Raw genomic sequence first — 11,031 nt, 5'->3', positions numbered from 1 at the left:
CGCGTCTCGCCATCGACACCGGTTACGAAGCCCCGGCGGTCTATTCCTGGTCGCGGGCGCAGGGGTTTGGGCAGGTGTCGCCGGTGAAGGGTGTCGAGGGGTTCAACCGCTCGAGCCCGGTGTCGGGGCCGACCTTCGTGGATGCGACCGAGGGCGGCAAACGCCTGCGGCGCGGGGCCCGGCTCTGGACCGTGGCGGTCTCGACCTTCAAGGCCGAGACCTACCGCTTCCTGCGGCAGGGTGAGGCGGAACCGTCGCCCCGGTGGGGCGACGCGAGCCCGCCGAACGCCGACGCTCCCAAGTGCCCGCCGGGCACGATCCACCTGCCGGACTGGGCGGATGGCGAATGGCTGAAGCAGCTGACCGCCGAACAGTTGGTGACGCCGATCTGCGCGACCGGGTGCAGCGGCTCTGGCTCGCCTGGACCGACGAGGCGGATGCCGACGGGCTGACCGACTTCTACGGCCTGCAGGCCATGGTCGCGCGGGAGATGTTCGTCGCGGGCGAGTGCTTCGTCCGGCTGCGCCCGCGGCGGGGTGAGCGGGGCCGCGCCACCGGTTCGAGCGGACCGGCGAACGACGGGCTGCTGGTCCCGCTGCAACTGCAGCTGCTCCAGTCCGAGATGCTGCCCCTCGAGAAGACCGAGACGGCGGCGAACGGCAACCGCATCCGCTGCGGGATCGAGTTCGACGCCATCGGGCGGCCGCTTCTGGCAGCGGTCGCGGAACGCTCTGTGCTGCAGGTGATCTACTGGCTGCACCTGGCGCGGCGCGATCTCGCGCTGCAATCGCCGCGCAATGACGGCGGGGTGCTGGGCACGTTCTCGCTGCGGTCGCCGATGCGGCCCAACCCCTTGGGCATTTCCTCCGTCCGGCTGATCTGCGTCGATGGCACCGGGGTGACGGTGCGTGGCCTCGATTGCGTCGATGGCACGCCGCTGATCGACCTCAAACCCGACCTTTCGATCTGGGTGCCGAGGGCATGACCCAGAGTATTTCCTGCATGCCGTCCATGGCCGCTGCCGGGGCAAGCGCCGACATCGTCCGCCCGATGCTGCGGGTCCGGTCGATCAGGCCGGTCACGCCTGCCACGAGCAGCGCCCCGCCCGCCGCCGTCGCCTCGATCACGCCAAGCGGCGGCGTCGTCGCGTCAAGCCGGGCGCGCATCTCGCATCAGGGGCGGGGGCGCCTCGGACCGTTCGAGGCCGTGCAACGCATCATCAAGGCCGCTCGACCAGACCGGGACCGGCCCAGACAGCAGGGCAACGCGGGGCGCCATCTGTCGCGTGTCCGTTACACTCGATGGCTAAGTCGCGAACCGGATCAAAAAGGAGATCGAAATGCTTCGCAAGATTATCACGGCGACCGCGGTCCTCTGCCTCGCAGGCCCGGCCCTGGCCGAGTTCACGCTGGACGCGCGCTACACGGACGCCGATGGCGACATGATCGCGGACATCCCCACCGATCCGGCCCAGCTTGTAAATCCCGCGACCCTGATCTTCGCCTATACCCCTGTCGAGGATCCGGCAGTCTATGCCGAGGTCTGGACCGACTTCCTGAAGCACATGGAGGCCGTCACCGGCAAGCCGGTGCAGTTCTTCCCGGTGGACAGCAACGCCGCCCAGATCGAGGCGATGCGCGCGGGCCGTCTGCATGTGGCGGGCTTCAACACCGGGTCGAACCCGCTGGCGATTGCCTGCGCCGGTTTCCGCCCGTTTGCCATGATGGCCGCCAAGGATGGCAGCTATGGCTACGAGATGGAAATCATCACCTATCCCGGTTCGGGGATCGAGAAGATCGAGGACATCAAGGGCCGCACGCTGGCGTTCAGCGCCGAGACCTCGAACTCGGGCTTCAAGGCGCCGTCGGCGCTGCTGAAGGCGAAGTACAACATGGTCGCGGGCACCGACTATACCGCTGCCTTCTCGGGCAAGCATGACAACACCATCCTCGGTGTCGCCAACAAGGACTATGATGCCGGCGCGATCGCCAATTCGGTGATGGTGCGGATGATCGAACGGGGCGCGGTCACGGCCGATCAGCTTGTGTCGATCTACAAGTCGGAAACCTTCCCGACCACCGGCTACGGCGTGGCGCACAACCTGACGCCGGAACTGCAGGAGAAGATCAAGGAGGCGTTCTTCAGCTTCCCGTGGGAAGGCTCGTCGCTGGCGGCCGAGTTCAACAAGTCGGGCGAAGAGCAGTTCATCCCGATCACCTTCAAGGACAACTGGACGGTGGTTCGCGAGATCGACGCCGCGATGGGCGTGTCCTACGCCTGCCAGTAACCTTCGGTTGAACAAGCCCACGCGGGCGGACAAACTCCGCCCGCGTGTTTCATTTCCAGCGGGGACGCATGCTCGAGATCGCCAATCTGACCAAGACCTACAAGACCGGCGACAAGGCGCTGTCGGACGTGTCTTTTTCCGTGCCGAAAGGGCAGGTCGTTGGCCTGATCGGGCCATCGGGGGCGGGCAAATCCACGCTGATCCGCTGCATCAACCGGCTGGTGGAGCCCACATCGGGCACGATCACCCTGTCGGGTCAACCGATTACGGGCCTCGGCTCGGGCGAGTTGCGCCGGATGCGGCGGCGGATCGGGATGATCTTTCAGGAATATGCCCTGGTCGAACGCCTGACGGTGATGGAGAACGTGCTGTCGGGGCGGCTGGGCTATGTGGGCTTCTGGACCAGCCTGACGCGCCGCTATGGCCCCGACGACATCCGCCGCGCCTATCGCCTGCTCGATCGCGTGGGCTTGATGGAGCATGCCGACAAGCGCGCCGACGCCCTTTCGGGCGGGCAGCGGCAGCGGGTGGGCATCGCGCGGGCACTGGCGCAAGAGCCCGAACTCTTGCTGGTGGACGAGCCGACCGCCAGCCTCGACCCCAAGACCAGCCGCCAGATCATGCGCCTTCTGATCGAGATCTGTGACGAAGCGGGTCTGCCGGCCATCGTCAACATCCACGACGTGCCCTTGGCGCAGCAATTCGTCGCCCGCATCATCGGGCTGCGGGCGGGGAGGGTCGTGTTCGACGGCACACCCGACAAGCTGACCCATGAGGCGCTGACCGCGATCTACGGCGCGGAGGACTGGGACGCGATGCGCAAGGGGACCGAAGAGGACGAGGAGGCCGACCGCGAAGCTGCCCGTCGCATGGCGGCGATCGTCTGATGCAAGCGCCCGTCATGTATCCGAGCCGCTGGAAGCGGCCGCCGCAGATCTTCACCGATCCGCTGTGGCGGCGCATCCTGTTCATCGGCGCCGCCGTCTATCTGGTGCTGGCGCTCGCCACCATCGACGCCAACTGGGCGCGCATTGCCGAGGGGTGGGAGCGTGGCCTGCGCTTTATCGGCGGGTTCCTGCAGCCCGATTTCGCCAGCCGCTGGAACGATATCAGCAAGGGCCTGATCGAAAGCCTGACGATGACACTGACCTCGACAGTGGTGGGGGTCCTGATCTCGGTGCCGATCGGCATCGGCGCCGCGCGCAACGTGGCCCCGGCCTGGATCTACTACATCTGTCGCAGCATCATCGCGGCCAGTCGCGCGTTGCAAGAGATCATCGTGGCGATCTTCTTCGTGGCGATGTTCGGCTTCGGGCCCTTTGCCGGCTTCCTGACGCTGGCCTTCGGAACCATCGGCTTCCTGTCGAAACTTCTCGCCGAGGACATCGAGGACATCGACGAGGCGCAGGCCGAGGCGATCCGCGCCACCGGCGCCTCCTGGGCGCAGATGGTCAACTATGCGATCCAGCCGCAGGTGATGCCCCGGCTGATCGGTCTGTCGCTCTATCGTCTCGACATCAATTTCCGCGAAAGCTCGGTGATCGGGATCGTGGGGGCCGGCGGCATCGGGGCGACGCTGAACACCGCCATCGACCGCTACGAATACGACAGTGCCGGTGCCATCCTGCTGATCATCATCGGGCTGGTGATGGTGGCGGAATACGGCTCGTCCTATCTGCGGAAGTTCCTGCAATGACCGACACGTCGCATCCCGCCGTCTGGCGTCGCCGCAGTCCACGCGTGCAACTGATCATCTGGGGCGCGTGGTTCGCGCTGGTTGTGCTCTTTGTGTTCTGCTGGCAGGTGATGACGAAGAACACGATGTGGGTCTTTGTCTGGGACGCGCCGCGCCAGGCCGCCGACATCGGCAGCCGCATGATGCCGCCGCGCTGGTCCTACATGTCCGAGCTGTGGTGGCCGCTGTGGGATACGCTCAACATGGCGACGCTGGGCACGGTGCTGGGCGTGATCCTGGCCGTGCCCGTCGCCTTCCTTGCGGCGCGCAACACCACGCCTTCTGCAACGGTCTTGCGGCCCGCGGCACTTTTTCTGATCGTGGCGTCGCGGTCGATCAACTCTCTGATCTGGGCGCTCCTGCTGGTGGCGATCATGGGCCCGGGCATCCTCGCCGGGATCATCGCCATCGGGCTGCGATCGATCGGGTTCATCGGCAAGCTCTTGTATGAGGCCATCGAAGAGGTCGATACGGGGCCGGTCGAGGCGGTTACCGCCACCGGCGCCAGCCGGGCGCAGGTGCTGGACTATGCCATCGTGCCGCAGGTTCTGCCCGCCTTCTGGGGCATCACCGTGTTCCGGTGGGACATCAACATCCGCGAAAGCGCGATCCTCGGACTGGTTGGTGCGGGCGGCCTGGGCCTCAAGCTGCAAGCCTCGCTCAACGTGCTGGCCTGGCCGCAAGTGACCATGATCCTGCTGGTGATCCTTGCCACCGTGGTATTGTCGGAGTGGGTCTCGGCGCGCGTCCGCAGCGCAATCATCTGATTTCAACGCTCCGCACGTCGCGGGGTCCAAACGGGAGACGGACAATGACCAGACGCCTTACCCTGATCGGTGCCACGGCGCTTGCCCTGCTGCCGGCAAGCGCCTTCGCGCAGGCCAAAGAACTTGTGCTTTACTGCTCGGTCGGCGAGGAATGGTGCCGCGCGCAGTCCGAGGCCTTTACCCGCGAAACCGGCATCAACGTGCTGATGACGCGCAAGTCCTCGGGCGAGACCTTCGCCCAGATCAAGGCTGAGGAGGGCCAGCCGCGCGGCGATGTGTGGTGGGGCGGCACGGGCGATCCGCACCTGCAAGCGGCGCAGGAAGGTCTGACCGAGGAATACAAGTCGCCCATGCTGGCCGAGCTGCAACCCTGGGCCGTGGCGCAGGCCGAAACCTCGGGCTTCAGGACCGTGGGCATCTATGCCGGTGCGCTCGGCTATGGTTACAACTCGACCATGATCACCGAAAACCCGCCCGCCTGCTGGAAGGATCTGCTGGACGCGCGGTTCAAGGACGACATCCAGGTCGCCAACCCGAACTCGTCGGGGACGGCCTATACCATGCTGGCCACGGTCGTGCAGCTGATGGGCGAGGATGAAGCCTTTGCCTATCTGGCCAAGCTGCACGCCAATATCAGCCAATACACCAAATCGGGCTCGGCCCCGATCCGCGCGGCTGCAACCGGCGAAACCGCCATCGGCATCGTCTTCATGCATGATGCCGTGGCCGAGGCCGTGGGCGGCGCGCCCATCGTCACCGTTGCCCCCTGCGAGGGCACGGGATACGAGGTCGGCTCGATGTCGCTGATCAAGGGCGGCCCGAACCCGGATGCGGCGAAGATGTGGTATGACTGGGCGCTGACGGCGAAGGCTCAGGAAATCGGCGCCACGGCCAAATCCTTCCAGGTGCCGTCCAACGTCAATGCCGCGACCCCGCCCGAAGCGCCGAAACTGGCCGATATCAAGCTGATCGACTATGATTTCGCCAAGTACGGCTCGTCCGAGGTGCGCGCGGCGCTGCTGGCCCGTTGGGACGCCGAGATCGGCGCACTGCCGAAGTGATGAAGGCGGAGGAAGGCCGGATCGGCCTTGTCTGGTCTGGCCTTTTGCTGGCCGCGGTTCTGGTCCTGCCCTGGTTCAAGGGCGGGACCCTCTTTGCCTCGGCACTGTCCGAAGGTCTGGCGGGCCGGGTCTGGCTTATGCCGCTGGCGGCGGTGGCTCTGGCGCTTGCGGCCCTCGGGGCTCTGACCCGCGACTGGCGCATCCATCCGGCAGGCGCGGCGCTGGTCGGCGCCGGGCTGGTCTGGCTGATCCTGCAAGGCTTCGGCATCGGGCTCCGCGGGCCTGCCTTGCCGGGGGTCGGGGTGTTGTTTCCCGCCGCCACCGCGGGGCAGCCGGGGTTCGGCTGGGGCGCCTGGGTCGCGGGGATCGCGCTGATCGGCGCGCTGGCCGAGGTGCTTGCCGCGCGAGGCTTCTGCCGGGGCGAGCGGTTCCCGGCCTTTGCCGTCGTCGGCATCGTCGCGGCACTGACCTTGTTCGTGTTCTTTCCGATCCTCAAGCTGATGTCTGCAGCCTTCGTTGCGCCCGATGGCACGCTTTCGACAGGTCCCTTCCTGTCGCGCATCACCGCATCCGACCTGTGGTCGGTCGGCTGCCTGACGGGGGCAGGGCGCTGCGGGGTGGTGATCAATTCCCTGGTGCTGGGGGTGCTGTCTGCGCTGCTTGCAACGCTTCTGGGCCTTGCGCTGGCGCTGCTGGTCGCGCGCACCGATTTCCGCATGAAGCGCCTCCTGCGCGCGGTATCCATCCTGCCGATCATCACACCGCCCTTCGTGGTCGGTGTGGCGATCATCGTGCTGTTCGGGCGCACCGGGATCGTCACGGTCGAGGTCGCCGAATGGCTCGGCATGCGTCCAACCCGTTGGATCTACGGGCTGCCAGGCATTCTTATGGCACAGGTTCTGGCCTTCGCGCCGGTGACCTTCCTTGTGATCCTCTCGGGGCTCGAGGCGATCAACCCCACGCTGGAAGAGGCGTCCACCACGCTGGGCGCGCGCCCCGTCACCACCTTCCGCAAGGTGACCTGGCCGCTTCTGCGCCCCGCGCTGGCGGCGGCATTCCTGCTGGCCTTCATCGAAAGCCTTGCCGATTTCGGCAATCCGATCGTGCTGGGCGGCAGCTATGACGTGCTGTCCACGAAGATCTTTTTTGCCGTCGTCGGCGCGCAATACGACCTTGGGCAGGCCGCCACGCTGTCGGTGCTGCTGCTGGCGCTGACCGTGGGGGCCTTCTGGGTGCAGGCGCGCTGGCTGGGCCGGGCGAGCTATGTGACCGTCACCGGAAAGTCGGATGCGGGGCTGGTGGCCCCGGTGCCGCCCCTGATCAAATGGGCGGCGGTGGCGGCGGTCGTGCCTTTCGTGCTGTTCACCGTCGGCGTCTATGCGATCGTGCTGATCGGCGGTTTCGTCAAGGACATCGCTCGGCTCGAGATGGCCCCGACCTTCGGCCATCTCTGGACCGCGTTTTCCTTCGAGGTGGGCCAGCGCGGCCTGCAACTCTTCGGCTCGGCCTGGAACAGCATGATCACCACGCTCTGGGTCTCGGCGCTGTCGGCACCGCTGACCATGGGCATCGGCATCCTGACCGCCTGGCTGATCTCGCGGCAGGATTTCGCGGGCAAGCGCGCGTTCGAGTTCGGCACGCTGCTGTCCTTTGCCATCCCCGGCACGGTGGTGGGCGTCAGCTACATCGCGGCCTTCAACGTGCCGCCGATCGACATCACGGGCACGCTGTGGATCCTGGTGATCTGTTTCACCTTCCGCAACATGCCGGTCGGGATGCGGGCGGGCATTGCGGCGCTGGCGCAGATCGACCGCAGCATGGAGGAGGCGAGCCAGACCATGGGGGCGGGCGGCGGCCGGGTGCTGCGCGATGTGGTGCTGCCGCTGATCCGGCCCGCCATCTTCACCGGGCTGGTCTATGCCTTTGTCACGGCGATGACGGCGGTGTCGGCGGTGATCTTCCTTGTCTCGGCGCGGCACAACATGGCGACGGCCTATATCATGGGGCGGGTCGAGAACGGCGAATATGCGCTGGCGATTGCCTATTCGACGGTCCTGATGCTGGTGATGGTGGCTTGCGTGGCGCTGATGAACCTGGCCGTAGGCCGCGCGAAACTGGGGCGACGGTCGGCGCTGACCGGCAGCGCGCAACCGGCGGAATGAGGGACCAAATGACCGAGACGGCAATCGAATTCCGCAACGTGGTCAAACGCTATGGCGAGGCTGTCGCCGTGGCGGGCATCGATCTCGCCATCGGAAAGGGTGAGCTTGTCACCTTCCTCGGCCCCTCGGGCTGCGGCAAGACGACCTCGCTGCGCCTGATCGCGGGGCTGGAACTGCCGACCGAGGGCCAGGTGTTCATCGCCGGGCGCGATGTCAGCCGCGACCCGGCCTCGGCCCGCAATGTGGGGATGGTGTTTCAGTCCTACGCCCTTTTTCCGCACATGACCGTGCTCGACAACGTGGCTTACGGCCCGGTGATCCGGGGCACGGCCAAGGCGCAGGCGCAGGCGAGGGCGCGCGAGATTCTTGACCAGGTGGGCCTTGGCGGGCTGCACCAGCGGCTGCCCGCGGAGCTTTCGGGCGGCCAGCAGCAGCGCGTGGCGGTCGCCCGCGCCATCGTGCAGCAGCCCGACGTGATCCTGTTCGACGAGCCCCTGTCCAACGTCGACGCGAAACTGCGCCGCAAGGTGCGCGAGGAGATCCGCAGCCTCCAGCGCCGGTTCGGCCTGACGGCGGTCTATGTGACCCATGATCAAGAGGAGGCGCTGGCGGTATCGGACCGGATCGTGGTGATGGACCGGGGCAGAATTGCCCAATTGGGCACGCCCGCCGACCTCTACGAACGCCCCGCGACCCCGTTCATCGCGGATTTCATCGGGGACGCCAACCTGATCCGGGGCACGGTAGTGCAAGGCCATTTCACCGCCCCCGGCCTGCGGCTCAACGTGCCGGGGCCTGAGGGCGAGGCGACGCTGTCGATCCGCCCCGAACGCATCACCCTGTTGCCGGGCGGACCCGACCTTGTGGTGACGGCGACCTATCTTGGCAGCCGGATGGAGTATCTGGTGGCGGCCCAGGTCGGCGAGATGCTGGTCTCGCGCCCGATCCAAGAGCCGCGCCTGGACGCCGGGCAGGAGGTGACCCTGCACATCACCCATACCGACGTCTCCCGCGTCGCCTGAGGAGACCCCATGACCGACCCGATCCGCGCCCGCTTTGATCTTGCCTGCCGCCTGGCGACCGAAGGCGGGGCGCTGGCCATGACCCATTTCCGGAACCGCGACCGGCTGGTGATCGCGGCCAAGGCCAGCCCGCAGGACATCGTCAGCCGGGCCGACCGCGAGGTGGAGGATCTGATCCGGGGCGGGATCGGCGCCGCCTTCCCGGACGATGCCGTCCTCGGCGAGGAGGGCGGCGCAGTGCCGGGGCAGAGCGGGTTCCTCTGGGTCATCGACCCCATCGACGGCACCTCGCCGTTTCTGGCCGGGCTGCCCCACTGGTGCGTGGTGATCGCCCTGGTGCGGGGCGGCGAAACGGTGGCCGCCGTGACCGCGCATCCCCTGTCGGGCGAGGCCTTCACGGCGCTTCGCGGCGGCGGTGCCTGGCTGAACGGAGCGGCGCTGCGCTGCAATGCCGACCACGGGATCGACAACAGCCTGGTGGCCATCGGCGCCAGCCACCGCACTGACCCCGACCACGTGGCGGGGGTCATCTCCGGGCTGATGCGGGCCGGGGGCATCTTCTATCGCAACGGTTCGGGGGCGCTGATGCTGGCGCAGGTCGCAGCCGGCCGTCTCGGGGGCTACTACGAGCCGCACATGAACCCTTGGGATTGCCTGGCCGGGGTGCTCACGATCACCGAGGCCGGTGGCCGCGCGCGCCCGGTCGGCGCCGATCCGAAGGGCGGAGTGGTTCTTGCCGCGGCGCCGCGGGTTTACGACGGCCTGTGCGCCATCGTGGACGCGGCGCCTCCGGACCTTGCCAGCCCCATGCAGGTCATCAGGTGACCACAATGCGCGGCGGCGAGTGCGGAGCGGCCGTCCCGATGGTCCACGAGGTGGTCAGTGTCATCGACCTGAACACCACCTGCCTGCGCCTTGCGACCCAAGGTTTGCGCGGATGATGCTGGAGAACGCCCGTGTTCTGGCCGTTGATCTTGCCGATGCCGCGCAGGCGCTGGTGCAGGGGGCCCGGCCCGGCGCGCCTGACCTGAAGCCGGACCGCAGTTTCGTCACCGCCCTCGACCGCGCCATCGAGGCAGAGCTTGCCGCCCGCATCGCCGACCGTTTCCCCGACCATGGTATCCTGGGCGAGGAAGGCGTGGCGGTGAATGACGGGGCGGACTGGACCTGGGTGCTTGACCCCGTTGACGGCACGGGGGCCTGGGTCGCAGGGGTGCCGGTGCATGGAACGCTGATCGCGCTGTTGCAGGGCGGGGTGCCGGTGCTGGGGGTGATGGACATGCACCGCACGCGCGACCGCTGGCTCGGGGTGCGGGGGCAGGTGACGACGCATAACGGGGCGCCCTGCCGCAGCCGGGCGGGCACGGCCCTTGCGCAGGCGATCCTGTCGGTGTCATCCCCCGATTTCTTCGGGCCGCGAGACCTGCCCGCCCTCGACGCGATGCGCGCGGCGACCGGCTGGCGCGTCTGGGGGGCGTCGTGCCTGGCTTACGGGCGCCTTGCCTCGGGCGGCACGGACATCGCACTCGATGCGGGGCTGGAGCTGTGGGATTGGGCGCCCTTCGCCCCGATCATCGAAGGGGCAGGCGGCCGCGTGACCGATTGGGAGGGGCGTCCCCTGCGCCTTGGGTCGGGCAAGCGCGTGCTGGCGGCGGGTGATGCGACCCTGCATGATGCGGCGCGGCGGGTCATCGAAACGTCACCCGGCGATCACGCGGGCGTTACCGACAAGGCCTAGCGCGGGCTCTGTTGCACAAATCCCATGAGGGATTCATCTCGTGACTCCAGCGTGGTAGCTTGGCTGCATGAGCAGACCTACACCCCCCGCCTACAAGACCAGGAACTGGCCCGCCTATAACGAAGCGCTGAAGCGCCGTGACCTGCCCCCCGGAAGCTCCCTCAGTCTGATGTAGAGTCTGCCCAACCTGAAGGAGCAGACGACATGAGGAAAAGCCGTTTTACCGAGGCGCAGATTATCGGGATGATCAAGGAGCAGG

At 67.3% G+C, this 11,031-nt stretch carries 12 protein-coding genes and 1 pseudogene; 12 read left to right on the top strand and 1 reads right to left on the bottom strand.

What is annotated here, in order from left to right; translation table 11 throughout:
* The 3 genes and pseudogenes from ACK4IU_RS17830 to ACK4IU_RS17820 all read left to right on the top strand — a co-directional run.
* On the top strand, positions 1-452 hold a 452-nt coding region (locus ACK4IU_RS17830; RefSeq protein ID WP_409737934.1), incomplete at its 5' end, for a terminase gpA endonuclease subunit.
* Positions 374-703: pseudogene (locus ACK4IU_RS17825) on the top strand (phage portal protein); the annotation flags it as partial. The gene ACK4IU_RS17830 and the pseudogene ACK4IU_RS17825, both read left to right, overlap by 79 nt.
* Positions 680-985: a TrmO family methyltransferase gene (locus tag ACK4IU_RS17820; protein WP_409737937.1), complete on the top strand. Its 306-nt coding sequence runs from the start codon at positions 680-682 to the stop codon at positions 983-985. The pseudogene ACK4IU_RS17825 and the gene ACK4IU_RS17820, both read left to right, overlap by 24 nt.
* On the opposite strand, the gene ACK4IU_RS17815 is transcribed toward ACK4IU_RS17820, so the two are convergent.
* Positions 948-1,166 (bottom strand): hypothetical protein, encoded by a 219-nt coding sequence (locus tag ACK4IU_RS17815; protein WP_409737931.1) that lies wholly within the window; start codon positions 1,164-1,166, stop codon positions 948-950. The two genes, ACK4IU_RS17820 and ACK4IU_RS17815, sit on opposite strands and share 38 nt — an antisense overlap.
* A 173-nt stretch (positions 1,167-1,339) precedes the next feature.
* Here ACK4IU_RS17815 and phnD point away from each other — a divergent pair, with 173 nt between their 5' ends.
* The 9 genes from phnD to ACK4IU_RS17770 all read left to right on the top strand — a co-directional run bounded on the left by phnD (position 1,340) and on the right by ACK4IU_RS17770 (position 10,772).
* A complete protein-coding gene (gene phnD, locus ACK4IU_RS17810; protein WP_409737928.1) occupies positions 1,340-2,287 on the top strand; it encodes a phosphate/phosphite/phosphonate ABC transporter substrate-binding protein in 948 nt (315 codons plus the stop codon).
* Positions 2,288-2,355: 68 nt separating this feature from the next.
* Positions 2,356-3,174: a phosphonate ABC transporter ATP-binding protein gene (phnC, locus tag ACK4IU_RS17805; protein WP_409737925.1), complete on the top strand. Its 819-nt coding sequence runs from the start codon at positions 2,356-2,358 to the stop codon at positions 3,172-3,174.
* Complete coding sequence (gene phnE, locus ACK4IU_RS17800) at positions 3,174-3,983, top strand: phosphonate ABC transporter, permease protein PhnE (RefSeq protein ID WP_409737922.1); 810 nt, start codon at positions 3,174-3,176, stop codon at positions 3,981-3,983. Before phnC ends, phnE (ACK4IU_RS17800) begins: the two co-directional genes overlap by 1 nt.
* Positions 3,980-4,789, top strand: a complete 810-nt coding sequence (gene phnE / locus ACK4IU_RS17795) for a phosphonate ABC transporter, permease protein PhnE (RefSeq protein ID WP_409737919.1) — start codon at positions 3,980-3,982, stop codon at positions 4,787-4,789. Before phnE (ACK4IU_RS17800) ends, phnE (ACK4IU_RS17795) begins: the two co-directional genes overlap by 4 nt.
* A gap of 44 nt (positions 4,790-4,833) precedes the next feature.
* On the top strand, positions 4,834-5,850 hold the full coding sequence (locus ACK4IU_RS17790) for an ABC transporter substrate-binding protein (RefSeq protein WP_409737916.1): 1,017 nt from the start codon (positions 4,834-4,836) through the stop codon (positions 5,848-5,850).
* A complete protein-coding gene (locus ACK4IU_RS17785; protein ID WP_409737913.1) occupies positions 5,850-8,012 on the top strand; it encodes an ABC transporter permease in 2,163 nt (720 codons plus the stop codon). The genes ACK4IU_RS17790 and ACK4IU_RS17785 overlap by 1 nt, the downstream gene beginning before the upstream one ends.
* 8 nt (positions 8,013-8,020) lie before the next feature.
* On the top strand, positions 8,021-9,034 hold the full coding sequence (locus ACK4IU_RS17780) for an ABC transporter ATP-binding protein (RefSeq protein WP_409737910.1): 1,014 nt from the start codon (positions 8,021-8,023) through the stop codon (positions 9,032-9,034).
* A gap of 9 nt (positions 9,035-9,043) precedes the next feature.
* Positions 9,044-9,859: an inositol monophosphatase family protein gene (locus ACK4IU_RS17775; RefSeq protein WP_409737907.1), complete on the top strand. Its 816-nt coding sequence runs from the start codon at positions 9,044-9,046 to the stop codon at positions 9,857-9,859.
* A 112-nt stretch (positions 9,860-9,971) separates the two neighbouring features.
* Positions 9,972-10,772, top strand: coding sequence for an inositol monophosphatase family protein (locus ACK4IU_RS17770; protein ID WP_409737904.1), 801 nt, complete (start codon positions 9,972-9,974; stop codon positions 10,770-10,772).
* Positions 10,773-11,031 lie beyond the last annotated feature (259 nt).

This window comes from Tabrizicola flagellatus, assembly GCF_046295235.1.
GTDB classification, from domain to species: domain Bacteria; phylum Pseudomonadota; class Alphaproteobacteria; order Rhodobacterales; family Rhodobacteraceae; genus Tabrizicola; species Tabrizicola flagellata_A.
Note: the sequence above shows the minus strand (reverse complement) of the source record. Positions and strands in the feature narration are given on the sequence as shown.

What these genes read in the sequence shown, in the direction of transcription:
- ACK4IU_RS17780 (WP_409737910.1), top strand. Translation starts at nt 8,021, where the DNA reads ATGACCGAGACGGCAATCGAATTCCGCAACGTGGTCAAACGCTATGGC.
- phnE (WP_409737922.1), top strand. Translation starts at nt 3,174, where the DNA reads ATGCAAGCGCCCGTCATGTATCCGAGCCGCTGGAAGCGGCCGCCGCAG.
- phnD (WP_409737928.1), top strand. Translation starts at nt 1,340, where the DNA reads ATGCTTCGCAAGATTATCACGGCGACCGCGGTCCTCTGCCTCGCAGGC.
- phnE (WP_409737919.1), top strand. Translation starts at nt 3,980, where the DNA reads ATGACCGACACGTCGCATCCCGCCGTCTGGCGTCGCCGCAGTCCACGC.
- ACK4IU_RS17770 (WP_409737904.1), top strand. Translation starts at nt 9,972, where the DNA reads ATGATGCTGGAGAACGCCCGTGTTCTGGCCGTTGATCTTGCCGATGCC.
- ACK4IU_RS17785 (WP_409737913.1), top strand. Translation starts at nt 5,850, where the DNA reads ATGAAGGCGGAGGAAGGCCGGATCGGCCTTGTCTGGTCTGGCCTTTTG.
- ACK4IU_RS17775 (WP_409737907.1), top strand. Translation starts at nt 9,044, where the DNA reads ATGACCGACCCGATCCGCGCCCGCTTTGATCTTGCCTGCCGCCTGGCG.
- phnC (WP_409737925.1), top strand. Translation starts at nt 2,356, where the DNA reads ATGCTCGAGATCGCCAATCTGACCAAGACCTACAAGACCGGCGACAAG.
- ACK4IU_RS17790 (WP_409737916.1), top strand. Translation starts at nt 4,834, where the DNA reads ATGACCAGACGCCTTACCCTGATCGGTGCCACGGCGCTTGCCCTGCTG.
- ACK4IU_RS17815 (WP_409737931.1), bottom strand. Translation starts at nt 1,166, where the DNA reads ATGCGCGCCCGGCTTGACGCGACGACGCCGCCGCTTGGCGTGATCGAG.